This is a genomic window from Nocardioides daedukensis (assembly GCF_013408415.1).
In the GTDB taxonomy this organism is placed as follows: Bacteria; Actinomycetota; Actinomycetes; order Propionibacteriales; family Nocardioidaceae; genus Nocardioides; species Nocardioides daedukensis.
Genome location: NZ_JACCAA010000001.1, coordinates 1,644,077 through 1,666,370 on the forward strand (window position 1 = coordinate 1,644,077; position 22,294 = coordinate 1,666,370).

The following is a 22,294-nucleotide window of genomic DNA, read 5'->3' on the forward strand; positions in this document are numbered from 1 at the left end:
GACCATGGGTCACAGGCTCCTGTCGACGATCGCGCTCCGCTGCGGGGCCGAGACCTTCGAGCCGTCCGGCGTGTAGCCATCTACACCGTCGGCCTCAAGCGCCATCATCGCCTCGCGGGCGGCGCGATAGCCCGAGGTGATCAGCTCGCGGTTCGTCGCCGACAGGGCCGCGATGTCACGGGTGACGGCCGCGAAGGCGTCACGGTGTTCGAGGAAGATCGTGCGCCACGGGTCCTCGACGGCCTCGGCCAGTGCACGAAGGCTGGTGTTGTGCTCAAGGCCGACGCTCGCCGCCACCTCGTCGGAGGCGACCGCGCGCAGCAGCTCGGTCTGCCGGATCGTGATGACGACCTGCTCGACGTCGTTCGCCGCCTGCAGCAGCCAGCGCGTCTTGCCGGAGGCCAGGACCAGTTGCTCGACCTCGAGGCGATAGAGCAAGGACTCGAGCAGGTTGCGCTCGCGCCACAGGATCGCGGACAGGTTCTCCATGCTCATCACTGGCTCCTCTCGCCGCTGGGGATGGTCTGACCCGTTGCTGATCCATCGGCCGGCGGTGGTCTGCCCTGAGAAGTTCGGGTGAACCGGTTGGATCGGGTCATGCCCACTAGGTCCGATCGGCCGACCGGGTGGGTGGTGTCGACCGGGACGAAGGTCCCGACCTCTTCTCCGACCGGCCAGAACCAAACGATTCCTCTTCATTCCGCTGCACGGGCAGGTGATGGTTGTCGCCATGAGCACCACGCCCGCGTCTCGGGTCTTGCCGGACGATCTCATCACCTCGAACATCGCCCTGGTCGGCCACATCGTCCGGGAGACGATGGGCCGTGTGCCCTCGCACGTCGACCGGGACGACCTGACCTCGGCCGGACTCACCGCCCTCGTCCAGGCCGGTCAGGCCTTCGAGGCCGAGCGCGGCGTGCCGTTCGCACGTTATGCCGCCACCCGCATCCGCGGCGCCATCCTCGACGAGCTGCGCAGCGTGGACTGGGCATCCAGGTCCGTACGTCGTCGCGCGCGCACCATCGAGGAGGCCCGGAACCGCTTGGCTGCCGACCTCGGCCGGATCCCCAGCAACGATGAGGTTGCCTCGCTCCTGGGTGTCGACCTGAGCGAGGTCATCGGGAACGACGATGACTTGAACCGGGCCACCGTGCTCTCGTTGCAGGCCGGGTCCGAGTCGGTGCTCGAGGAGCTGATCACGAGCCATGAGCCTGACCCCGCTGCCGAGGTCGAGCACCGTGAGCGGTTGACCTACCTGATCGAGGCCGTCACCGAGCTGCCCGAGCGACTGCGCGTCGTCGTGGAGGACTACTTCCTGGCCGAGCGCCCGATGGCCGAGATCGCCGCCGAGTTGAACGTCTCGGAGTCACGGGTCTCGCAGTTGCGTGCCGAGGCGTTGGTCCTGCTGCGCGACGCCATCAACACGCAGCTCGACCCCGAACTGGTCAGGCCGCACTCCCGTCCCGGCGGTTGCGCGGACCGTCGACGCGAGGTCTATTTCTCCGCCGTCGCGGAGCGCCACGCCGCCTCGATGGGCCGCGCGGCGCCGGCCACGCGGTCCTTCAACGCGACCGCCTGAGCCTGATCCGAAGATTCTTTTCCCGGATCCCTCAAGTCGGATCCGGCTCGGCCGAAGGAAACCTCGCAGAGCCCAAGGATGGGCGAAGCGAAAGCGACTCAATCCAGGAGGGAACCCATCATGAGTCTTCGTATCAACCAGAACATCGACGCCTTCAACTCCTACCGCAACCTGTCGGTCACGCAGGGTCAGATGAGCAAGTCGCTGGAGAAGCTCTCCAGCGGCTTCCGCATCAACCGTGCCGCCGACGACGCTGCCGGTCTGGCCATCTCGGAGGGCCTGCGCTCGCAGGTCGGTGGCCTCAAGGTCGCCAGCCGGAACGCACAGGACGGCATCTCGGTCGTTCAGACCACCGAAGGCGCGCTCACCGAGACCCACGCGATCCTGCAGCGTCTCCGTGACCTGGCCGTTCAGGGCGCCAACGACAGCAACAACACCGACGCCCGCGCCAACATCAAGACCGAGGCGGACAGCCTCGTCTCCGAGCTCGACCGGATCGGCAAGTCGACCAACTTCAACGGCACGAAGCTGCTCGACGGTTCCACCACCACCCTGAACTTCCAGGTCGGCGCGGACGGCGACGAGAACAGCCAGATCTCGGTGAACCTGTCCGGTGCCAACGTCAAGGCGATCAGCCAGACGCTGTCCGGTGGCGACCTGACCACGACGGGTACGTCGTTCGCGATCGCCGATGTCGCGGCTGTTGGCGGAGCGATGAGCTTCACGACGACCAACGGTGGCGTCAGCAAGACCGTCACCACCGGAGACATCGGCGCGGCTGGCAGCTTCGACTCGGTGGAGAAGGTGGCCGACGCACTGCGCAAGGACGCCGCCTTCGCCGACAACTTCACCGTCTCGGTGACGAAGGACGCCAACGGCGCAGGCACCGGCCTCGTGGTGACCGCGCTCGACGGTGGCACCTTGACCACGGCCACCAACGCCACTGCGGGTACCGGGCTCGACGCCGGCGTCGAGGGCACTGCGGTGACCGGTGGCATCAAGTTCGACACCGCGGCAAACGCCCAGGCGTCCATCAAGGTGATCGATGAGCAGATCGGCGCCATCTCCACCGCTCGCGCCGGCCTCGGTGCCATGCAGAACCGGTTCGAGCACACCATCAACAACCTCAACGTGGCCGTCGAGAACCTGTCGGCCTCCGAGAGCCGGATCCGCGACACCGACATGGCGTCCGAGATGATGAACTTCACTCGGGCCCAGATCCTGTCGCAGGCCGGCACCGCCATGCTCGCCCAGGCCAACCAGGCCCCGCAGGGCGTGCTCTCCCTGCTCCGCTGATCCCAGTAGGGCGGGAGGACGGCGCGCCTGATCACCCCTGACGGACGCGCCGTCCGGCTTCGGCCGAACCCACCACCCTTCGACGAGGGGCGAGCCTCTCGCTCCTCGTCGAAGGTCTTTTCACGGACTCGAACAGCACTGCACCGACCGGGAGGTCATGATGGCCACGAGCAGCATCAGCGGCTTGGCGAGCGGTCTCGACACCGCCGGCATCATCGACCAGCTCATGCAGCTGGAGGCGATCAGCCAGAGAAAGCTGGTCAACCGCCTCAACTCCGAGCAGAGCGCGCTCACCAGCCTGCAGTCGCTCAATGGCACCACGGCAAGCCTGGCCACCAAGGCCGCGGCACTGAAGGACCCCAGCAACTGGGCACCGCTCAAGGCCAAGAGCTCGGAGAGCTCGATCACCGTCAGCGCAGGCTCAGGCGCCCAGCAGAGCGCCTTCTCCTTGACGGTCGACCAGGTCGCCACCCGCCACCGGATGCAGTCCACCGCAGCTGGCGCGCTCGATGGCGTCGTGGTCACCGGCGGTACGACGATCAACCTCACCGTCGGCGGTGAGGTCCGCGAGCTCGAGACCGACGACGGCACACTCGCCGGCGTCGTCCGCGCACTCAATGCCTCCGGCACCGGCGTCACCGCCACCACCGTCAAGCTCGACGACGGCACCCACAAGCTCCTCGTCCAGAGCATCGAGACGGGAGTCGCGGAGCAGTTCACCCTGACCAACTCCGACGGCACCGACGTCTTCCCGGGCGCTGTGGTCACCGCGGCCCAGGACGCAGCGATCCGCATCGAGGGCAACACGGTCCACTCCTCGACCAACACGTTCACCGATGTGGTTCCCGGCCTGACGATCTCGGTCTCGGCCGACTCGGTCGGCAAGACCAGCCAGGTCTCGGTCGAGAACGACGGGACCGCTGCCGCTTCGTCGGTGAAGGCGTTGGTCGACCAGCTCAACTCGTTGGTCGGCACGATCAGCTCGGCATCGTCGTACAGCGCCGCGACCAAGACCAACGGACCCCTCGCCGGCATCTCGTCGGTCCGGAGCCTGGCCACGGACCTCCAGCAGTCCGTCTATCCGGCGAGCAACACCTCGATGGCACCCTTCGGTCTCCAGACCGACCGCTACGGGAAGCTGGTCTTCGACGAGGCGAAGTTCAAGGAGGCCCTGGCCGCCGACCCGGCCGCCGTGGCAGCGGCCTTCACCGGACCGACCGGCTTCGCAGCGCGCGTGGAACACGTCGCCAAGACCGCCAGCGACAGCACCACCGGCACCCTCACCTCGGCGATCACCGGTCGCAACAGCTCGATCTCCACCCTCCAAAAGGGCATCGAGGCGTGGGACGCCCGCCTCGAGCTGCGCCGCACGTCCCTGGAACGGCAGTACACCGCGCTCGAGGTCGCTCTCTCCTCCATGAACAGTCAATCGACCTGGCTCGCCGGCCAGATCTCCACACTTCCCAGCTCGAACAGCTGAAGGAGCCTGCCATGAACCCCAACGCCCGCAACGCCTATCTGGCGTCCTCGGTGACCACAGCCAGTCCCGCCCGGCTCCTGGTCATGCTCTGCGAGCGACTCGTGCTCGACATCGAGCGCGGTCTCCAGGCTCAGCAGGCGGCCGACTTCGCCGGCGCGCACACCCAGCTGATCCATGCCCAGGACATCCTCACCGAGCTGACGACCAGCCTGCGCCCCGACGTGTGGGAGGGAGCCGCCAGCCTGACCGCCCTCTATGACCACATGTCCCGCCAGCTGGTGCACGCCAACATCCACCGCGACGCCTCCGCAACCGAGCACTGCCTGGGCCTGGCCCGCCAGCTCTGCAACACCTGGCGCGAGGCAGCACTCGCGGCGGTGGCCAGCTGATGACTGCACAACACGCCCACGCGTCGGGGACCTCCCTGGCGGCCCTTGTTCAGCCTCAGCGACCGCACTCGAACCACGACGTCTGGGCGGCTGCGCTCGATGAGCTCGAGCAGGCCGTGGAGCGGATCGTGGCGTGGCTCGCCAGCGATGATCTCTCCGACGGGATGGAGGCGATCATCCTGGCCACCAGCACCTGGTCGGTACCCGACCTGCCCGGCCAGATCCCCACTGCACTCGTCCCCCGCGCACAGTCGATCGCGGTGCGGCAGGGCGTCGTACGCCGTGAGCTCGCCGAACATGTCAGCACCAACCGGGGGCACGCACGGCTCACCCGTCAGGTCGACGCGGCCACCGCGCGGCCGGTCGCTCCGGCCTATCTGGACCTGCGGGTCTGACCGCCCCCGCCTGGGAATCCTTGGCACCGATCCCGCGCTCCCGTCCGTGAGACTTTCCTGGTTTCCGTGTCCACATTGCGGGGTCTGGGGCCTGTTCCGGGGTCTGGTTGTCAGTGATCCCTGATTGAGTTCTCGGTATGAAGAACACGGCAAGCACTGCGACGTTCGGGGTCGAGGACCTCGACGGTGCTGCGCTGTGTTCAGAGGTCTCCGGGCTCTCGCGAGACGCCCTCGCAATCGCGGCACGGCGCTACGCGGTGGCCCACCAGTGGTGCATCACCCACCCGCTCCTCGATGACGGCGACGCTGCCACGTTCGGTGACGTCAGGCTGCCGGGCCTGTCCGGATGCGACTCCCGCGTCGGCGGCGAAGGAACACCCGGTGTAGCGGTCTTCGCCGTCGAGGCCTACGCCGCCACCGCAGGCCTGTCCACCGGAACCGCGGCACAGATCCTCTCCGACGCCCTCGACCTACAGCACCGCCTGCCACGCACCTGGGCCCGAGTCGTGGCACTGGAGCTGCCGGTCTGGACCGCGGCCCAGATCGCCCGCGACACCACCCGGCTCTCCCACAACTGCGTCAACTGGATCGACCAGCAACTCGACGGGCGGGGTTACCGGCCCAAGGCCGTGGACGAGACCATCCGCCAAGCCATCGCCACCTTCCACCCCGAACTGGTCAAGAAGCCCGAGACCGGCAAGGACGACTGGGACGTGCGCGTGAACCACGACGCCGGCTACGCGCCCGGCACCTCACGACTGGACGCGATCGGGGACAGCCTCGACCTGGAAAAATTCCACCAGCTGATCAACGACGAAGCCACCACCCTCGGTCGCCTGGGTGACCCCGACACCCACGCCCAACGCAAAGCCAAAGCACTCGGCGTCATCGCCGACCGGCACGCCACCTGCCAAGACACCCTCGACCTCACCAGCAGCGACTCGGACGCCCCGGCCGGACGACGATCGGGTCCGATGACTCCCGAGGACTGCCCGGCCGACTACACCAAGGACGCGGTCCTCGACGCGATGGCCACAGCCCGAGCCGCAAGCGAGGCAGGGGCTGGCCCTGGCGACACCAGCGGCCCCACCCTGGCCGACGTGCTCGCTGACGCACGAGCCACCGCAGAAGCCGAGTACGACGCAGCGAACGCAGCCCGCGCCGCCGCAGTCGCGGCCGGGTTCGGCGACCCGATCCACCCCACCACCGGCGAACCGGTCCCCGCGACCCGGTCCTACGTCGCCGCCAAGCTCTACCTGCACTTCACCCTCGCCGACATCATCCGCACCCTGCGCGGCGACCTCGACCCCAACACGAAGGTGGTCGACGCCGGCAGACTCCGAGCCCAGCTCCTGAGCCTGGTCCAGGACTGGCTGTCCCGGCTCGGATCGAACGCCCGGATCACGCCAGTGATCGACCTCAATCAGCACTGGGCCGTCGACCAGCACGACCCACCCGACCCGATGCGCGAACAGGTCCAACTCCGCGACCAGCACTGCGTGTTCCCCTACTGCACCATCCCCGCGACCCGCACCGACCTGGACCACATCAAGGCCTACGACCCCCACGGCCCACCAGGTCAGACCAACCCCGACAACCTCGCCTGCCTGTGCCGAGGCCATCACCGGATGAAAACCTTCACCGGCTGGACCTACCACCGCGAACCCGACGGGTCCTACCTGTGGACCGACCCCTATCAACAGCGATGGCGCGTCACGCCCGGACAAGGCACCACCCCACTCGATCCGCCGGACGAGCACGCCGCCAACCTGGCGGCGTGAACCGCTCCAAGCACCCGCACCCGGCACACCAGCAGCGTGACTCGGCCCCGCGGTGCGCTCAGCATCGAGAGTGACGGGCCTCCGCAGACGCACGCCGATAGTGGAGGACGTGCTCAGGTTCAGGTCACGTGCTCAGGTCACGTGCTCAGGTCACGTGCTGAGCCGGACGAGACGCCGAGCGATCTGATCAAGCGGGACCGTCTCGTGGGCCAGGCCTGCCTCGGCCACTGCGCCCGGCATCCCCCAGACCACCGAGCTCGGCTCATCCTGGACGACGATGGTCGCCCCCCGGCACGCGAGCTCGCCCGCGCCGACGAGCCCGTCCTGGCCCATCCCGGTCAAGACACAGGCGAGCACGTTGCCACCGAAGACCGAGAGCGCGGAACGGAAGAGCGCGTCGACCGCCGGGCGGCAGAAGTTCTCCGGCTCCGACTGGTCGAGGAACACGTCGACGCGCGTGGGTCCGCGGCGCAGCTTCAGGTGGAAGTCCCCCGGCGCCAGGAGCGCGAGGCCGGGTCGCCACTCGTCGCCGTCGACGGCTTCGCGCACTTCCAGGCCGGAGACCTTGTTCAACCGTTCGGCCAGCATCCGGGTGAAGATCGGTGGCATGTGCTGCACCACCGCGATCGGGACCGGGAAGTCGGAATCAAGGTCGGCAAAGATCCTGGCCAGCGCATCCGGACCGCCGGTGGAGCAGCCGATCACGACAGCTTCGATGCCCAGGCTGGGCGCGGCCAGCTCCTGGCTGCGAGCAGCGATTCCGTGACCGGGGGCAACCGGCTCCTGACCCCGAACGTCCGGCGCCTGGATCCGGCTGGCGGGGACTGCCGCAGCGATAAGGCGTACTCCGGCAAGTGCCTTGATCCTCGGAACCAGCTGCTCGCGCACCGTCGCCACTGCCTCACTCACCCCGCCACCGCTCGCCGACGGCTTGGTCAGGTAGTCGGCGGCTCCCAGCGACAACGCCTCGAGAGTCTGGCGCGCACCTCGCTCGGTCAACGTCGAGAACATGATCACGGCCTGGCGTGGATGCCGTTCGCGGATGATCCGCAAGGCACCCAAGCCATCCAGCTCGGGCATCTCGATGTCGAGCGTCACGACGTCGGGCAACAGCTCGTCGGTCTTGGCGATCGCATCGAGACCGTTGACGGCGACGCCGACCACCTCGATGCCGGGATCCCCGGTGAGCGCCGTGGTGACCAACCGGCGCACCAGTGCTGAATCGTCCACCACCAGAACCCTGATCACCTGGTCCTCATCGGCAGCGCCCACCTCACACTGAGGGGGATCTGGGAAAACCTCATGATCCGCGCCCCGCGGACGATGTGTGGATCGTGCCCATCTCCAGCTCGAGCTTCGCCCAGATCGCAGCGTTGACCCGCCGCGAAACGGCGATGCTCTATGAACCCGGCAAGGAATATCTTGTCGAGGCGCGACTCCTCCCGCTCGCCCGCGCGGCGGGCTGCGCCGACGTCGACGCCTATGTCTCCCTGGTGCTCCGCGACCCGGCCCACCAGCAGGACGCCATCGACGCGCTCACCATCAACGAGACGTCGTGGTTCCGCGACAACGCCCCCTACCAGGCCTTCACCGACACGATGTTGCCCGCGCTGCTCGCCGCACGCGCACACACCCGCCACCTGAGGATCTGGTCCGCCGCCTGCTCGAGTGGCCAGGAGGCCTACAGCCTCGCCATGCTGCTGGACCAGCACCTGCCGAGCGGCTGGACGGCGCAGATCACCGCGACCGACATCTCCACCGCAATGCTCGAGCGAGTCCGCACCGGAAGGTACGGCATGGTCGAGATGAACCGCGGCCTGCCCGCCACCCTGCTGGTCAAGCACTTCACCCGGGTCGGCTCCGAGTGGGAGATCGCCGAGAACCTGCGCAACATGGTCGAGGTCAGGCACCTGAACCTCGCCGCGCCGTTCCCCGTCCTGCCGAGCTTCGACATCGTCTTCCTGCGCAACGTGCTGATCTACTTCGACCTCGACAGCAAGCGCGACATCCTGTCCCGGATGCACCAGGTCACCGCCCCGGACGGCTATCTGCTGCTCGGCTCCACGGAGACCACCTTGGACATGGAGACGCACTGGGAGCGCGAGAGCGCCGGTCGGGTTCAGCTGCACCGACCCTCCGGCCACGCGCCAGCCGGCGCATCCACTTACCGTGTGGCTGCTGCACCTCGGCCACAACAGACCGTCCTGACAGGGGCCTGAGCATGCATGCGCTGATCATTGACGACTCCCGCACCATGCGGATCATCCTGAACCGGATCCTCACCGGTCTCGGCTTCAGCACCGCCGAGGCCGGCAACGGCCAGGAGGCGCTCGACGCGATCGCGCATGGGCCGGTGCCCGACCTGTGCCTGATCGACTGGAACATGCCGGTGATGGACGGCTACACGTTCGTCACCCGCGTCCGCGCCAACGCCGAGCATCGCAACATCACCCTGATGATGGTGACCACCGAGAGCTCGCACGGGCACCTGGTCAAGGCTCTCGCGGCAGGCGCCCATGAATATGTGATCAAGCCGTTCACGGCAGAGGCGATCACCGAGAAGCTCGAGCTGCTCGGCCTGGTGCGCAACGGGGCCCTGGCATGACCACCAGCACGAGCGACGGCCCAGCCATGCACCCAGTCATCCACCCGGTCATGCACCCAGCCATGCACCCAGCCATGCACCCAACCACGCACCCGGCCATCCACGTCGCGCCCGGTGCGGGTGACGTGATGGCGATGGTCAACGAGGTCTGGTCGACGTTCGTCGACGCCGCGCCGCTGTTTCCCACCTCACCCATCGAGGCCGACCGGTCCCGGTCCGCCCAGGTGCGGGTCACCGGCGCCTGGTCGGGGATGGTCACCCTCGAGGTCTCCGAGGTCGCCGCCCGGGCGGTCACCCGGCACATGCTGGCGATGAGCGAGATCACCCCCGAGGACGTCACGGACGCGATCGGCGAGCTGGTCAACATGATCGGCGGCAATGTGAAGAGCCTGATGCCCGAGCCGAGCATCCTGTCCCTGCCAATGGTCGCGGCCGGACACATCGCGGTTCCCAGCGAAGCCACCGAGGTCACCCGCCTCGACCTGCTCTGGCACGACGAACCCCTCATCCTGCGCATCCACTCCCTCGAGAACGACACCAGGAGCACCCCGTGAAGATCCTCATCGCCGACGACAGCCGGGTGATGCGGCAGATCGTGATCCGCACCCTGCGCCAGGCCGGCCACGGCGGGCACGAGATCGTCGAGGCCGAGAACGGCGCCGACGCATTCAGCAAGATCGCCGAGACCTCGCCCGACCTCGTCCTGTCGGACTGGAACATGCCAGAGATGAACGGCATCGACCTGCTCGCGCAGCTGCGCGCCTCGGGTTCCCCGGTCCCGTTCGGCTTCGTCACCTCGGAGGGCTCTGCCGAGATGCGCCAACGCGCCGAGTCCGGCGGCGCCCTGTTCCTGATCGCCAAGCCGTTCACGCCCGAGGCCTTCGACGAGGCCCTGCGCAGCACCGGGCTGGTCTGATGAGCACGCACCTGCCCGCACCAATCCAGGTCCGCGAGCTCCTCACGGAGCTGCTCGGCCGCGACGTCGAGCTCTCCCCCGGGGCACCACTGGCCCCCGGCCCGGCGACACCCGCAACGATCGCGTCGTACGTCGACGACTCGCTGCAGCTGGCCGCACTCGTCGTCTGCGACCTGCCCTTGTCGGCCCACGCCGGTGCGGCGATCGGACTGGTCCCGCCGGACCAGGCGCTCGCGGCGATCGCCGACGGCGCCCTGACCGACGCCCTGGCCGAGAACCTCTACGAGGTGCTCAACATCGCCGCAGCGATGTTCAACGTCGACGGCGCACCGCACGTGCGCCTGCACGCCCTGGCTCCCGCCGGTGGACCGATCGATCCACAGCTGATGGCGAGGGCGCTCACCCTCGGGCGTCGCGAGGACGCAGCACTGACGATCAGCGGCTATGGCGCCGGGCGGCTCTCGATCGTCCTGGTGTGACTGGTCCGGCATAGTCCGAACGGACTAGGCCCGGTCGCCAACAGGACGGTATCGGCCGAACCTCCAAAGGTCCGCGACGCCGACGCCGATCAACACCGCGAGCAAGGGACTGCTCGCCCCCGCCGAAGGATCGGCTCTCCAACCGGATCATCCGGAGGTCGAGCATGTCCCTTTCCGTCTCAGACGCGGTCGGCAGCATCCTGCACGCCGCCGTCGAGGGCGTCTCGGTGCGCCAGAACGTCATCGCTGACAACATCGCCAACGTCGACACCCCCGGCTACATCGCGACCAGCGTCGACTTCGAGTCCTCGCTGCGCAACGCGATCGCTGACGGAAACCTCAGCGAGGTCGGCATCGAGCGCACCGCCACCGACACCCCGGTCGGCGCGAACGGCAACAACGTCGACCTGCGCAAGGAGACGCTGGCCGCGGTCCAGTCGCAGTTCCAGTACCAGGTGCTCACCCGCGCGATCACCGACCACCACAACCTCGTGAAGATCGCCGCAGGGGCCATGTGATGGGCGCGTTCGACACCCTGCGCATCGCCGGCTCCTCGCTGGGCATGCACCAGACCTGGCTCGACACGCTCGGCCACAACATCGCCAACGTCAACACCGCCCGCTCGACCGACCAGGACGCCTTCCAGGCTCAGATGCTCATCGCACGCGCCAAGGACGGCGGCGGCGTGGAGGTCGGCGGCGTCGCGGTCAGCGACCCCGAGGGCCGGATGGTCCACGACCCGAACCACGTGCTCGCCGACGAGGACGGCTATGTCCGGATGCCCGAGGTCGACCTGGCCAGCCAGATGAGCCAGCTGATCATGGCCCAGCGCGGCTACCAGGCTTCAGTCCAGGTCACCAAGAACGCCCAGGAGACCTATTCCAGCGCGCTCCAGATCGGGCGTGGCTGATGAGCATCGGCGGCATCGAGGCACTCGGCGGCGCTGGATTCACGCCGTACGTCGCCCCGCAGGTCGGCGCCACCGGCGCCCCGGCGCAGGTCAACGGCAGCACCAATGTCGGCGGCTCGTTCTCCGACATGGTGCTCGACGGGATCGACCGGCTCGAGGGCGTCCAGGACAAGGCCGACGGGCTCGCGGTCCGGGCAGCCTCCGGCGATCTGGACAACATCCACGACTACACGATCGCGGCAAGTGAGGCCCAGGTGGCCACGCAGCTCACCGTCGCCCTGCGCAACAAGGCCGTCGAGGCGTTCACCGAGATCATGCGGATGCAGGTGTGAGCATGAAGCAGAACATGACGGCGGCGCTGAACCGCTGGAAGAACACCTTCGGCGACTTCTCCACCGCCCAGAAGGCGATCGTGCTGATCGGCGCCGGCGCCCTGCTGCTCGGCGGGTTCATGGTCTTCCGTTGGGCCGCCACCCCGAGCTATGCCCCGCTCTACGGCAACCTCGCCTCGGCCGACGCCTCGGCAGTGGTCGACGAGCTCGAGGCCAACGGGGTGAAGTACAAGATCACCAACAACGGCTCGACGATCATGGTCCCGAAGGACGACGTACATGCCACCCGGATCTCCCTGTCCGGCAAGGGCCTGCCGACCTCCAGCGACAAGGGCGGCTATGAGCTGCTCGATGACCAGAGCTTCACCACCGGTGAGTTCAAGGAGCAGACCGACTTCAAGCGGGCGATGGAGGGCGAGCTCTCCAACACCATCGAGGCGATGGACGGCGTGAACACGGCAGTCGTCCACCTGGCCCTGCCCGCCAAGAAGGTCTTCGCCGACGAGCAGGACCCGGCCACCGCCTCGATCCTGGTCAAGACCCGCCCCGGTTCGACCCTCAATCCCGAGCAGGTGCAGGCGATCGTCCACCTGGTCGCCTCCTCCATCGACGGCCTCGACCCGGCCAAGGTGACCGTCGCCGACGCCAGCGGCAAGGTGCTGACCACCCCCGACGGTGTCGACGGAGCCGCCAGCACCCAGATGCAGCAGGTCAACGAGTTCCAGACCCGGATGCGCGACCAGGTCCAGGCCACCCTGGACCGCGTCCTCGGCCCCGGCAAGTCCACCGTCCAGGTCACCGCCGACCTCGACTTCGACAAGGCCCGCAGCGAGACCCGCACCTATACCTCCGACCCCGACCAGGCTCCCCTGGCGGAGTCCACCCAGACCGAGACCTACACCGGCGCCCAGCCCGACGGTGGCGACACCGGCGTGGTCGGTCCCGACGGCCAGATGGACGGCGCCGCCGGTGCCGACGGCGAGTCCAGCTATGACAAGCGCAGCACCACCCGCGACAACGCGGTGAACAGCACGACCGAGTTCCGCGAGACCGCGCCGGGTGGCGTGCAGAAGCTGCACGTCGGCATCATGATCGACAACGGCGGAGCGGTGAAGTTCGACACCAACGAGATCAGTGACTGGGTCGCCGCCGCGACCGGCATCGACGAGCAGCGCGGCGACACCGTCCGGGTCTCCGCGATGCCCTTCGACACCAGCACCCAGGATGCACTGGCCAAGGAGCTCGAGCAGGCCGCCGCGGCCGATGCGGCTGCCAAGCGCAACGCCATGCTCCGCGACGGCGCCCTGATCCTGGCCGTCCTGCTCCTGGTCGGGTTCGCGTTCTGGCGCGAGCGTCGCCGCAGCAAGGAGCGAGCGCTCGCCACGTCATACGTCGTCGAGCAGCTGCGCGGCGATGCCCTCAACGCCCCGGCAGCACCCGAGGTGGAGCCGGCCACGGCACTGCTCGCCCTCGAGGAGTCGAATGAGTCCGAGCGACTCCAGAACGAGTTGATCGACCTGGTCGAGCGGCAGCCCGAGGACGTCGCCGCACTGCTCCGCGGATGGCTGGTGGATCGGCCGTGAACCTCGCCCTCCAGAGCCCCGCAGGCGTCCGCAAGGCTGCGATCCTGCTGATCCAGCTCGGCCGGGACCGCGCCTCCAAGGTGATGTCCCACCTCGACGAGGCCGACGTCGAGCGGATCTCCAGCGAGATCGCCCGCCTGGAATCGGTCAGTGGCTCGGAGACCGAGAAGGTGCTCGCCGAGTTCCGCGACATGGCCGTCGCCCGCGCGCACATCTCGCGTGGCGGTCTCGAGTTCGCCCAGCAGCTGCTCGAGCAGTCCTTGGGCAAGGAGCGCGCGGCCGAGATCATGGAGCGGCTCAACGCCGCGGCCGTGCAGATGCCGTTCCAGTTCCTGCACCGCGCCGACCCGACCCAGCTGCGCGGCTTCATCGTCAACGAGCACCCGCAGGTGATCGCCCTGGTGCTGGCGCACATGACCCCGGAGAAGGCCTCGTTGCTGCTCTCGGGCCTGCCCTCGGACCTGCAGGCCCAGGTCGCCCACCGGATCGCGGTGATGGACCAGACCTCGCCGGAGATCGTGCAGATGGTCGAGTCCCAGCTGGAGCGGAAGTTCTCCTCGATGCTCCAGCCCAGCGAGCTCTCCAGGGTCGGCGGCGTGGACCCGCTGGTCAACATCATCAACCGGTCCGACCGGTCGACCGAACGCCAGATCGTCGAGGGTCTCGAGGCCTTCGACTCAGCCCTCGCCGACGAGGTGAAGAGCCGGATGTTCATGTTCGAGGACATCGTCAGCATCGAGGACCGCTCGGTGCAGCAGGTGCTGCGCCAGGTCGAGACCAGCGAGCTCGCGCTGGCCCTCAAGGGGGTCTCCGACGCGGTTCGTTCCAAGATCACCAGCAACCTCTCCGAGCGTGCCGCGGAGAACCTGGTCGAGGAGATCGAGCTGCTCGGCGCGGTCCGCCTCACCCAGGTCGAAGAGGCCCAGCAGGCGATCATCCGCACCATCCGCCAGCTCGAGGAACAGGGCCAGATCCTGATCCGCCGTGGGAACGACGATGACTTCGTCGAGTGAGGCGCGGGTCCTGCGCGGACCCGTCGACGTGACCGTGCTGCCGGCCCCGGACCTGCGGGCCGGCGAATGGACGCGCTTCGGCTCGGGCAACGCCCGCGGCGACGCCGTCACCGAGAACACCCTTGCCGCACTGGCCGACAGCACCCGCGACGCCGCTCGCGCGCAGGGTTATGCGGTGGGCTGGGCCGAGGGGCGTCGGCGTGCCGAGGAGCAGGCCCGGCTCGGCGCCGAGGCGACCGCTGCCGACGTCGCGGCCGCGGAAGCAGCCCGGCAGCAGGAGCACGCAGCAGCCCTCGAGGCGCTGCACCGTGCCGCGGAATCCCTGCAGCAGCAGGCATCCGTGGTCTGCGCACACATCGAGGACCAGGCCACCGACCTGGCCTGGGCGCTCACCCGTCAGCTCGTCGGCCACGAGCTGCGCTCCGCCTCCGGCGCCGACGTCGTACGCCGTGTGCTTGCGGTGCTCCCCTCCGAGCCGATGGTCTCGGTGCGGCTCTCCCCCGACGAGGCCGCCTCTGTTCCAGTGGGCGACTTGTCCGACCGTGGCGTCGTGATCACCGCGGACCCCACCCTCGCCGCCGGTGATGCCGTCGTTGAGTGCATCGACCGCGTCCTCGACCTGCGGATCTCCGCCGCGATGGACCGCGTCGCCGCCGTACTGGGGCAGGACCGATGAGCGTCCTGACCGCTGCCGTGCGTGAGCAGGCCCTCGCGGTAGCGGCTCCCCTGCACCTGGGTCGAGTGGCGGAGGTGATCGGCCTGCAGCTGCGGGTCACCGGCCTGCGTGCGGCGATCGGCGACCTGGTCGAGATCGACGGCTCGGTGCTGGCCGAGGTCGCTGCCGGCACCCCCGACGGCCTGGTCTGCCTGCCGCTGGCACAGACCGCCGGCCTCCGTGTCGGCGCCACCGTGCGGCACACCGGCGGCCCGTTGACCGTCGGCGTCGGCGAGGAACTCCTCGGCCGGGTGCTCGACGGTCTGGGACGCGTCGCCGACGGAGGCGCGCCCCTCGCCCACCTACCCCGGGTCAGCGTGCAGAACTCCGCACCCGCAGCGATGTCGCGCCCTCGCATCGACACCCAGCTGGGCCTCGGCGTCCGCGCCCTCGACGCCCTGGTTCCGGTCGGTCGTGGCCAGCGCCTCGGCATCATGGCCGGCTCCGGCGTCGGCAAGTCCAGCCTGCTGTCGATGATCGCCCGCGGCACCGACGCGGAGGTCTCGGTGATCGCGCTGGTCGGCGAGCGTGGCCGCGAGGTGCGCGAGTTCATCGAGAACGACCTCGGCCCCGAGGGCCTGGCCCGCTCGGTCGTCGTGGTCGCCACCTCCGACGCCCCGCCGGTCGAACGACTTCGTGCCGCGTTCGTCGCCACCAGGATCGCCGAGTTCTTCCGCGACGCCGGGCGCGAGGTGGTTCTGATGATGGACAGCCTCACCCGGATCGCGATGGCCCAGCGCGAGATCGGCCTCTCGGCCGGGGAGCCGCCGGCCACCCGCGGTTATCCGCCGAGCGTCTTCGCCCTGATGCCGCAGCTTCTGGAACGCGCCGGCACCAGCCCGGAGGGCAGCATCACCGGGCTCTACACCGTGCTGGTCGAGGGCGACGACATGCAGGACCCGATCGGTGACACCGCCCGCTCGATCCTGGACGGCCACATCGTGCTGTCTCGTCGACTCGCCACGTCGGGGCACTTCCCCAGCATCGACGTGCTCGAGTCGATCTCGCGGGTCACCTCGGCGGTCACCTCGCCCGAGCAGCGCGGCGACGCGACCGCACTGCGCCGGATGCTCGCCGCACACCGTGACGTCCGCGAGCTGGTCGAGATCGGTGCCTACGTCAGCGGCGCCGACGCCGACGCCGACCTGGCCCTGGCCCGGATGCCGCAGATCAACGCGTTCCTCCAGCAGACGATGGACGACAGCACCCCCGTCACCGAGACGTGGCAGCGACTCAACGGCTTGGTGGCCCGATGATCCCCGGCGGCACCGAGGCCGGGATGCGGGCCGTGGCACGCGTGCGTGGCGTGCGTGAGAAGGACAGCCGGCTGGGACTCCAGCAGGCCCTCGCCGAGGCGCAGTCGCTGCAGGGCAGGGCGGATGCGGTACGACGCCAGCTCGCCGCGGGCGGGGCCTTCGAGGCCGGCCCGGGCGCCGAGTTCGCGGAGCGCCGGCGGGTGCTGGAGAGCCTCGGGGACGAGCTGCGCTCTGCCGAGGCCGCGGCCGAGTCGGCCCGCAACGTCGCCGTCGCCGCGCGCGCCGCATGGCAACAGGACAAGACCCGGCTCTCCGCAGTCGAGATGCTGCTCGAGCGCCGGGCCGAGACCCGGCGCGCCGAGCGGGCCCGCCGCGAGGCGCACGAGCTGGACGACATCGCCGGGCAGCTGCACCAGCGGCACGCGGTGGTCGCCCGCGCGGCGCGAGCCGAGGTGGCGCCCGCGCGGCCCGGTGGCATCGAGGAGGCGTCATGAGCGTCACCGATGTCACCATGCGGATCCAACAGATCCAGACCCAGCTGACGCAGCTGAACCGGATCGGCACGCCCAGCAACGCGGCTGCCTTCGCCCAGGCGCTGTCCGGGACCGCACCGACCACCGCCGCCACGGCGTTCTCCTCGACCCCGCCGGCCGCGACAGGTGCGACGGGTTCGACCGTCGGCGGCGACCAGGTCGTCGAGGAGGCGAAGAAGTATCTCGGCGTGCCCTACGTGTGGGGTGGCACCGACCCGGCCAAGGGACTGGACTGCTCGGGCCTGGTCCAGCTGGTCTACAAGAACCTCGGCCACGACCTCCCCCGCGTCTCGTGGCAGCAGGCCAAGGCCGGCTGCGCGGTCGAGGGTGGCCTGGCCAACGCGAAGCCCGGCGACATCCTCGCTTTCGGCTCGCCGGTGAACCACGTGGGGATCTACGTCGGCGACAACAAGATGATCGAGGCCCCGCGGCCGGGCAAGAACGTGCAGATCACCGAGGTCTATGCGACCCCGACCGCGGTCCGCCGGATCCTTCCCGACGCTCCCGTCGCCGGCGCCGCGGGCGTGAACCCGGTCGGTGGGCAGGTGCCGGCCTCCACGCCGTACTCGTCCCTGTTCAACACCGCCGGTGCCCGCTTCGGGGTCGACCCGGCGTTGCTGGCCGCCGTCGCGAAGCAGGAGTCGGGCTATGACCCGCGCGCGGTGAGCAGTGCCGGTGCGCAGGGCCTGATGCAGCTGATGCCGGCCACCGCGAAGGGTCTGGGCGTCAGCGACTCGTTCGACCCGACCCAGGCCGTGAACGGCGCCGCGAAGCTGCTCAGTGACTTGCTCGACCGCTTCGACAGCACGCCGCTCGCACTGGCTGCCTACAACGCCGGGCCCGGCGCGGTCCTGCGGCACAACGGGATCCCGCCCTACCGGGAGACACAGAACTACGTCACTTCGGTGATGGGGATGCTCAGGAGTGCCCGATGACGCTGATGCCGATGTTGCCGCCGACCACGTCTCCCGCCGCGCCGCTCTCCGCGGAGGCCGGGATCGGGTCCGGTGAGGCTGCAAACTCGTTCGCCGCGCTGTTGACCGGGTTGCTGGCCCCCGGCGGGTCGATCCCTGTCATCACGTCACCGGTCGGTACGGCGCCCGCTCCCGGACCGGTGCAGATCGGTCTCGGCGCGGTTGGCCCCCCGGCGACGGACGGGCCCGGCGACCTCGTCGTACCGACTGCTCCCGATGCTCTGGAGGCGGGTGTGCCCGACGACTCGGAAATCGTCCCCGGTGCGCCCGGTGCGGTCGCCCCTGGTATGCCGACTGCTCCCGGTACGCCGGGCGTACTGAACGCGGCGGCCGTGGCCGCATCCTTCCTGACCGGTACGTCGAGCCTGCCGGTCGCCGTTGTCCCTGGAGCGGCGGTGCCGGTCGTTCCCGGCTCGGCCACCCTGGCGAGCGCCGGCGCCGGCGAGACCTCGCAGCCCGACCTGACTGCCCCCACGCATGCCGGCCAGGACGACCCGCTGGCCCGCGTCGCCGGGCAGGTCTCGAGCGAGACCACCGCCTCGCCCGCGCCAGGTGCGGGAGACCCGGCCGGCCCTCCGACACTGCTCGCGGCGTCCTCCTCCACGGCAAGCTCCGGCAGCAACGGGACCGTTGCCACTCCGGCCGTCACGGCACCAGCGAACGCGACTGCACCCGCGACCACGAGCCAACCGAACCCGGTCACCACCCAGGTCGTCGACCGGATCGCGGAGATGGTCACCAGCGCAGGCAGCACTGGCGAGGCGCACCGGGTGACCCTGAAGCTCCAGCCGGAGGCACTGGGCGACGTACGCATCGTGCTGACCGTCCGCGACGGTGCCGTGCACGTCCAGCTCAGCGCGCACGAGGCCGCGGCCCGCACCTTGGTCGAGGACTCCCCCGAGCTGCGCCGGATGCTCGACCTGCTCGGCACCCCGGACGCACGGATCACCGTGCGCGAGGTCGGCACGTCGCAGGGCGGCTCGTGGCTGTCCAACCAGGCGGACCAGCAGGCGACCGGCCAGTCGAACAACGAGTCGAACGGTCAGCGTGAGCGCGACGGCGAGCACAACTCCACAGACAGCAACAACGACCAGGCACGGACGCCCGGTCGCAGCACTGCCACGGACGGCACCGACGTTGTGACGAGCTCGTCGCAACGAACCCAGACGGTCGGATCCCACCGGAGCACCGGTGTGGACCTGGCCATGTGAGGAGGGGAACGTGTCCGTCCCGGCAACAGAAGCAGTCACCGCCCAGCCAGCCATGAACGGCATGCTCGGCGCGGGGGCGACGTCGTCCTCGAGCGAGGACAAGCAGATGTTCTTGGAGTTGATGGTGGCGCAGCTGCGCTACCAGGACCCCATGAACCCGACCGATTCCAGCGCGTTCCTGGCCCAGACCGCCCAGTTCAATGCGCTCGAACAGATGACCAAGGTGGCCGAGGCCAGCGCGACCGGGCTGTCCATGCAGATGGCCTTCGGGGCCAGTGGTCTCGTCGGCAAGGACGTCACCTACCTGACCTCGGAGGGCACGAGCGCCACCGGCCAGGTCAGTGGCGTCACCTTCTCCTCCGACGGCCCGCTGCTCGACATCGGTGGCACGTCGATCCCGCTCGCCCAGATCCAGTCGGTCGTCCAGGCCGCCGCCGCGGCGGCGCCGACCGCGCCTGCACCCACCACCCAGGCATCCGCCTCAGACGACTGAGTCCCGCCTCACGGCAGACAAGCCCAACCCAGACAAGGACCACACCATGCTTCGCTCACTCTTCGCCGGCATCTCCGGCCTCCGCACCAACCAGACCATGCTCGACGTCACCGGCAACAACATCGCCAACGCCAACACCACCGGCTTCAAGGCCAGCGGCACCGTCTTCTCCGACACCCTGAGCCAGATGCTGACCGGCGCCTCCGCGCCCAACGCCACCACCGGCGGCACCAACCCGATCCAGGTCGGTCTCGGCGTGCAGCTCGCCGCGACCCGCACAAACTTCCTGCAGGGCTCGGCCCAGATGACCGGCAACACCACCGACCTGATGATCCAGGGCGACGGCATGTTCGTGGTCCGCGAGGGCAACGAGCAGCTCTACACGCGAGCCGGTGCCTTCAACTTCGACGAGACCGGCACCCTGGTCACCACCTCGGGCAAGCGGGTCCAGGGCTACGCGCTCGGCGCCGACCGCCGACCGACCGGCAACTTGGTCGACGTCACGATGAACACCGCCAACCTCACCCCCGCAGTGCCCGCCGGCGTCGAGCTGACGTCGTACAGCATCGGTGGCGACGGCATCATCCGTGGCGTGTTCGACGACGGCATCCAGCGCAGCATGGCGCAGATCGCGATCGCCGACTTCACCAACCCGCTCGGCCTGGAGAAGGTCGGCGACACGGCCTTCCGCGCCTCGGCCAACTCCGGCGCCGCCGAGCTCGGCGTGGCCGGCCAGGGCAGCCGCGGAAACCTGATGTCGGGTGCGGTCGAGATGTCCAACGTCGACCTCGCCGCGGAGTTCACCAACCTGATCCTCGCCCAGCGCGGCTTCCAGGCCAGCTCGCGAGTGATCACCACGTCGGACTCGGTGCTCGAGGAGCTCGTCAACATCAAGCGCTGATCCGTTCCCCGGGAGGGAGCGGTCCCCGGCAGTCCTCGTGGCTGCCGGGGATCGGTGCGTTTCGGGGGGGTGCTGCGTAACTGATGCATTGGTCGCCCAGGTGCTGCATATCTGATGGGTTGGACAGCCCCTGCCGCGAAACTGATGCATTGGTCGCTCAGGTGCTGCCTAACTGATGGGTTAGACAGCCCCTGCCGCGTAACTGATGCATTGGTCGCTCCAAAGGGCCTCTGGGAGCTCCCAGCCCATCAGTTAGTCCGGGGCCCGCTCCCAACCCATCAGTTAGCCACTCGCACCGATGTCTCAGGTCGGGCAGTGACCGGCCGATCAGACATCTCGCAGGGCCATGGACGGCCCGGCATGACACACAGCACAAGGACGGTGCGCCATGATTTCGCTGACCCGACTCTCGGGTTCGAAGTTCGTCTTGAACTCGGACCTGATCGAGCGCGTCGACGCGACCCCCGACTCGGTGGTGACCCTGGTCGACGGCAAGAAGTACGTCGTCTCCGAGCGGCCCGACGAGATCGTCCACCTCGTCCGTGCCCACCGCGCCTGGATCATCGCTCTCAGCGCCGTCGTCCCCGCGGACGAGCGGGACGTCACCACTGCGAGCGCGTACGACGAGCCCCGCCTTGCCCCCGTCTCCACGCTGCCCACGCAGCGCGAGCACCGCAACAGGGAGGCGTGATGGATCCGGCAACCGGGATCGGGATGGCGCTGGCCTTCGCGTTCATCGTGATCGCCAACGTGCTCGAGGGTGGGAACCCGATGCACATGCTGATGCTCCCCCCGATGCTGTTGGTCTTCGGTGGCACCATCGGCGTCACCATCGCCGGCGGCACGATGGCGGACGCCAAGAATGCGGTGAAGTCGATCCAGCGCGCATTCACCGGCAAGGGCGAGACCGGCGGCGACATCGTGCCGACCATAGTCGGCCTGGCCGACACCGCCCGCAAGGAAGGACTGCTGGCCCTCGAGGACAAGCTGCGCACCATCGACGACCCGTTCCTGGTCAAGGGCGTCACGATGGCTGTCGACGGCACCGACCAGGAGGAGCTGCGTGACATCCTCGAGGCCGAGGTGCACGCGAAGCGGGTACGGGACAAGCAGTCCGCAAAGTTCTTCACCGATGCCGGCGGCTATGCCCCGACGATCGGGATCGTCGGGACGGTGCTGAGCCTGGTCCACGTGCTCGGCAACCTGTCCAAGCCCGATGAGCTCGGCCACATGATCGCCGCGGCCTTCCTCGCCACGCTGTGGGGAGTGCTCTCGGCCAACGCCATGTGGCTCCCGATCGCTGCGCGCCTGAAGCGTCTCAGCGAGCTCGAGGTCAGCCGGATGGAGGTCATCATCGAGGGCGTCTGCGCGATCCAGTCGGGCTCGAACCCGAGGATCGTGGCCCAGAAGCTGCGCTCGTTGCTGCCCGACGACGGCGTCGAGGCGGCGTGAG

The 22,294-nt window shown here is 69.0% G+C and carries 27 protein-coding genes; 25 read left to right on the forward strand and 2 right to left on the reverse strand.

The annotated features are described in order from the left end of the window. Positions 1-9: 9 nt before the first annotated feature. Positions 10-495, reverse strand: a complete 486-nt coding sequence (locus BJ980_RS08175; protein WP_179501835.1) for a flagellar protein FlgN — start codon at positions 493-495, stop codon at positions 10-12. Positions 496-730: 235 nt separating this feature from the next. Between BJ980_RS08175 and BJ980_RS08180 the strand changes: the two genes are divergently transcribed. The 6 genes from BJ980_RS08180 to BJ980_RS08205 all read left to right on the forward strand — a co-directional run bounded on the left by BJ980_RS08180 (position 731) and on the right by BJ980_RS08205 (position 6,920). Then, on the forward strand, positions 731-1,579 hold the full coding sequence (locus tag BJ980_RS08180; RefSeq protein WP_179501836.1) for a sigma-70 family RNA polymerase sigma factor: 849 nt from the start codon (positions 731-733) through the stop codon (positions 1,577-1,579). Between the two features lie 120 nt (positions 1,580-1,699). Continuing rightward, a complete protein-coding gene (locus BJ980_RS19245) occupies positions 1,700-2,875 on the forward strand; it encodes a flagellin N-terminal helical domain-containing protein (RefSeq protein WP_179501837.1) in 1,176 nt (391 codons plus the stop codon). Between the two features lie 160 nt (positions 2,876-3,035). Continuing rightward, on the forward strand, positions 3,036-4,355 hold the full coding sequence (gene fliD, locus BJ980_RS08190; RefSeq protein ID WP_179501838.1) for a flagellar filament capping protein FliD: 1,320 nt from the start codon (positions 3,036-3,038) through the stop codon (positions 4,353-4,355). 11 nt (positions 4,356-4,366) lie between these two features. Further along, positions 4,367-4,744, forward strand: coding sequence for a flagellar export chaperone FliS (fliS, locus tag BJ980_RS08195; RefSeq protein WP_179501839.1), 378 nt, complete (start codon positions 4,367-4,369; stop codon positions 4,742-4,744). Further along, positions 4,744-5,139 (forward strand): hypothetical protein, encoded by a 396-nt coding sequence (locus BJ980_RS08200; RefSeq protein ID WP_179501840.1) that lies wholly within the window; start codon positions 4,744-4,746, stop codon positions 5,137-5,139. Before fliS ends, BJ980_RS08200 begins: the two co-directional genes overlap by 1 nt. A 137-nt stretch (positions 5,140-5,276) precedes the next feature. Then, a complete protein-coding gene (locus BJ980_RS08205) occupies positions 5,277-6,920 on the forward strand; it encodes an HNH endonuclease signature motif containing protein (protein WP_179501841.1) in 1,644 nt (547 codons plus the stop codon). A 150-nt stretch (positions 6,921-7,070) separates the two neighbouring features. Here the strand turns inward: BJ980_RS08205 and BJ980_RS08210 are convergent, their stop codons facing one another. Continuing rightward, positions 7,071-8,192, reverse strand: a complete 1,122-nt coding sequence (locus BJ980_RS08210) for a protein-glutamate methylesterase/protein-glutamine glutaminase (protein WP_343047743.1) — start codon at positions 8,190-8,192, stop codon at positions 7,071-7,073. 62 nt (positions 8,193-8,254) lie between these two features. Between BJ980_RS08210 and BJ980_RS08215 the strand changes: the two genes are divergently transcribed. The 19 genes from BJ980_RS08215 to BJ980_RS08305 all read left to right on the forward strand — a co-directional run bounded on the left by BJ980_RS08215 (position 8,255) and on the right by BJ980_RS08305 (position 22,293). Then, entirely contained in the window at positions 8,255-9,139 is an 885-nt protein-coding gene (locus BJ980_RS08215; RefSeq protein ID WP_179501843.1) for a CheR family methyltransferase, read from the forward strand. A 2-nt stretch (positions 9,140-9,141) separates the two neighbouring features. Continuing rightward, entirely contained in the window at positions 9,142-9,525 is a 384-nt protein-coding gene (locus tag BJ980_RS08220; RefSeq protein WP_179501844.1) for a response regulator, read from the forward strand. A gap of 74 nt (positions 9,526-9,599) precedes the next feature. Then, the gene (locus BJ980_RS08225; protein ID WP_179501845.1) at positions 9,600-10,079 is read left to right on the forward strand and encodes a chemotaxis protein CheX; all 480 of its coding nucleotides are present in this window, start codon (positions 9,600-9,602) and stop codon (positions 10,077-10,079) included. Next, positions 10,076-10,441: a response regulator gene (locus BJ980_RS08230; RefSeq protein WP_179501846.1), complete on the forward strand. Its 366-nt coding sequence runs from the start codon at positions 10,076-10,078 to the stop codon at positions 10,439-10,441. Before BJ980_RS08225 ends, BJ980_RS08230 begins: the two co-directional genes overlap by 4 nt. Beyond that, entirely contained in the window at positions 10,441-10,920 is a 480-nt protein-coding gene (locus BJ980_RS08235; RefSeq protein WP_179501847.1) for a hypothetical protein, read from the forward strand. Before BJ980_RS08230 ends, BJ980_RS08235 begins: the two co-directional genes overlap by 1 nt. Before the next feature lie 164 nt (positions 10,921-11,084). After that, on the forward strand, positions 11,085-11,438 hold the full coding sequence (locus BJ980_RS08240; RefSeq protein ID WP_179501848.1) for a flagellar basal body rod protein FlgB: 354 nt from the start codon (positions 11,085-11,087) through the stop codon (positions 11,436-11,438). Then, complete coding sequence (locus BJ980_RS08245; protein WP_179501849.1) at positions 11,438-11,830, forward strand: flagellar basal body rod protein FlgC; 393 nt, start codon at positions 11,438-11,440, stop codon at positions 11,828-11,830. The genes BJ980_RS08240 and BJ980_RS08245 overlap by 1 nt, the downstream gene beginning before the upstream one ends. Further along, on the forward strand, positions 11,830-12,162 hold the full coding sequence (fliE, locus tag BJ980_RS08250; RefSeq protein ID WP_179501850.1) for a flagellar hook-basal body complex protein FliE: 333 nt from the start codon (positions 11,830-11,832) through the stop codon (positions 12,160-12,162). The genes BJ980_RS08245 and fliE overlap by 1 nt, the downstream gene beginning before the upstream one ends. A 2-nt stretch (positions 12,163-12,164) precedes the next feature. Next, positions 12,165-13,745, forward strand: a complete 1,581-nt coding sequence (gene fliF / locus BJ980_RS08255; RefSeq protein WP_179501851.1) for a flagellar basal-body MS-ring/collar protein FliF — start codon at positions 12,165-12,167, stop codon at positions 13,743-13,745. Beyond that, entirely contained in the window at positions 13,742-14,758 is a 1,017-nt protein-coding gene (gene fliG, locus BJ980_RS08260; RefSeq protein ID WP_343047744.1) for a flagellar motor switch protein FliG, read from the forward strand. Before fliF ends, fliG begins: the two co-directional genes overlap by 4 nt. Then, entirely contained in the window at positions 14,742-15,434 is a 693-nt protein-coding gene (locus BJ980_RS08265; protein WP_179501853.1) for a FliH/SctL family protein, read from the forward strand. The genes fliG and BJ980_RS08265 overlap by 17 nt, the downstream gene beginning before the upstream one ends. Continuing rightward, complete coding sequence (locus BJ980_RS08270; RefSeq protein ID WP_179501854.1) at positions 15,431-16,729, forward strand: FliI/YscN family ATPase; 1,299 nt, start codon at positions 15,431-15,433, stop codon at positions 16,727-16,729. Before BJ980_RS08265 ends, BJ980_RS08270 begins: the two co-directional genes overlap by 4 nt. Further along, positions 16,726-17,223 (forward strand): flagellar FliJ family protein, encoded by a 498-nt coding sequence (locus BJ980_RS08275; RefSeq protein ID WP_179501855.1) that lies wholly within the window; start codon positions 16,726-16,728, stop codon positions 17,221-17,223. The genes BJ980_RS08270 and BJ980_RS08275 overlap by 4 nt, the downstream gene beginning before the upstream one ends. Further along, positions 17,220-18,197 carry a transglycosylase SLT domain-containing protein gene (locus tag BJ980_RS19250; protein WP_281363718.1) on the forward strand — a complete coding sequence of 326 codons (978 nt, stop codon included), beginning with the start codon at positions 17,220-17,222 and terminating at the stop codon, positions 18,195-18,197. Before BJ980_RS08275 ends, BJ980_RS19250 begins: the two co-directional genes overlap by 4 nt. Next, complete coding sequence (locus tag BJ980_RS08285) at positions 18,194-19,447, forward strand: flagellar hook-length control protein FliK (RefSeq protein WP_179501856.1); 1,254 nt, start codon at positions 18,194-18,196, stop codon at positions 19,445-19,447. Before BJ980_RS19250 ends, BJ980_RS08285 begins: the two co-directional genes overlap by 4 nt. Positions 19,448-19,457: 10 nt before the next feature. Beyond that, positions 19,458-19,940 (forward strand): flagellar hook capping FlgD N-terminal domain-containing protein, encoded by a 483-nt coding sequence (locus BJ980_RS08290; protein WP_179501857.1) that lies wholly within the window; start codon positions 19,458-19,460, stop codon positions 19,938-19,940. Positions 19,941-19,986: 46 nt separating this feature from the next. Beyond that, the gene (locus BJ980_RS08295) at positions 19,987-20,841 is read left to right on the forward strand and encodes a flagellar hook-basal body complex protein (RefSeq protein WP_179501858.1); all 855 of its coding nucleotides are present in this window, start codon (positions 19,987-19,989) and stop codon (positions 20,839-20,841) included. A 388-nt stretch (positions 20,842-21,229) separates the two neighbouring features. After that, entirely contained in the window at positions 21,230-21,532 is a 303-nt protein-coding gene (locus BJ980_RS08300; RefSeq protein ID WP_179501859.1) for a flagellar FlbD family protein, read from the forward strand. Then, positions 21,532-22,293: a motility protein A gene (locus tag BJ980_RS08305; RefSeq protein ID WP_179501860.1), complete on the forward strand. Its 762-nt coding sequence runs from the start codon at positions 21,532-21,534 to the stop codon at positions 22,291-22,293. Before BJ980_RS08300 ends, BJ980_RS08305 begins: the two co-directional genes overlap by 1 nt. Position 22,294: the final 1 nt, after the last annotated feature.

Excerpts from the sequence above, each read along its gene's own strand:
- fliE (WP_179501850.1), top strand. The coding sequence starts at position 11,830 with ATGAGCATCGGCGGCATCGAGGCACTCGGCGGCGCTGGATTCACGCCG.
- BJ980_RS08205 (WP_179501841.1), top strand. The coding sequence starts at position 5,277 with ATGAAGAACACGGCAAGCACTGCGACGTTCGGGGTCGAGGACCTCGAC.
- fliF (WP_179501851.1), top strand. The coding sequence starts at position 12,165 with ATGAAGCAGAACATGACGGCGGCGCTGAACCGCTGGAAGAACACCTTC.
- fliS (WP_179501839.1), top strand. The coding sequence starts at position 4,367 with ATGAACCCCAACGCCCGCAACGCCTATCTGGCGTCCTCGGTGACCACA.
- BJ980_RS08225 (WP_179501845.1), top strand. The coding sequence starts at position 9,600 with ATGCACCCAACCACGCACCCGGCCATCCACGTCGCGCCCGGTGCGGGT.
- BJ980_RS08300 (WP_179501859.1), top strand. The coding sequence starts at position 21,230 with ATGATTTCGCTGACCCGACTCTCGGGTTCGAAGTTCGTCTTGAACTCG.
- BJ980_RS19245 (WP_179501837.1), top strand. The coding sequence starts at position 1,700 with ATGAGTCTTCGTATCAACCAGAACATCGACGCCTTCAACTCCTACCGC.
- BJ980_RS08285 (WP_179501856.1), top strand. The coding sequence starts at position 18,194 with ATGACGCTGATGCCGATGTTGCCGCCGACCACGTCTCCCGCCGCGCCG.
- BJ980_RS08175 (WP_179501835.1), bottom strand. The coding sequence starts at position 495 with ATGAGCATGGAGAACCTGTCCGCGATCCTGTGGCGCGAGCGCAACCTG.
- BJ980_RS08265 (WP_179501853.1), top strand. The coding sequence starts at position 14,742 with ATGACTTCGTCGAGTGAGGCGCGGGTCCTGCGCGGACCCGTCGACGTG.
- BJ980_RS08220 (WP_179501844.1), top strand. The coding sequence starts at position 9,142 with ATGCATGCGCTGATCATTGACGACTCCCGCACCATGCGGATCATCCTG.
- fliD (WP_179501838.1), top strand. The coding sequence starts at position 3,036 with ATGGCCACGAGCAGCATCAGCGGCTTGGCGAGCGGTCTCGACACCGCC.
- BJ980_RS08240 (WP_179501848.1), top strand. The coding sequence starts at position 11,085 with ATGTCCCTTTCCGTCTCAGACGCGGTCGGCAGCATCCTGCACGCCGCC.
- BJ980_RS08295 (WP_179501858.1), top strand. The coding sequence starts at position 19,987 with ATGCTTCGCTCACTCTTCGCCGGCATCTCCGGCCTCCGCACCAACCAG.
- BJ980_RS08245 (WP_179501849.1), top strand. The coding sequence starts at position 11,438 with ATGGGCGCGTTCGACACCCTGCGCATCGCCGGCTCCTCGCTGGGCATG.
- BJ980_RS08305 (WP_179501860.1), top strand. The coding sequence starts at position 21,532 with ATGGATCCGGCAACCGGGATCGGGATGGCGCTGGCCTTCGCGTTCATC.
- BJ980_RS08200 (WP_179501840.1), top strand. The coding sequence starts at position 4,744 with ATGACTGCACAACACGCCCACGCGTCGGGGACCTCCCTGGCGGCCCTT.
- BJ980_RS08235 (WP_179501847.1), top strand. The coding sequence starts at position 10,441 with ATGAGCACGCACCTGCCCGCACCAATCCAGGTCCGCGAGCTCCTCACG.
- BJ980_RS19250 (WP_281363718.1), top strand. The coding sequence starts at position 17,220 with ATGAGCGTCACCGATGTCACCATGCGGATCCAACAGATCCAGACCCAG.
- BJ980_RS08275 (WP_179501855.1), top strand. The coding sequence starts at position 16,726 with ATGATCCCCGGCGGCACCGAGGCCGGGATGCGGGCCGTGGCACGCGTG.
- BJ980_RS08180 (WP_179501836.1), top strand. The coding sequence starts at position 731 with ATGAGCACCACGCCCGCGTCTCGGGTCTTGCCGGACGATCTCATCACC.
- BJ980_RS08270 (WP_179501854.1), top strand. The coding sequence starts at position 15,431 with ATGAGCGTCCTGACCGCTGCCGTGCGTGAGCAGGCCCTCGCGGTAGCG.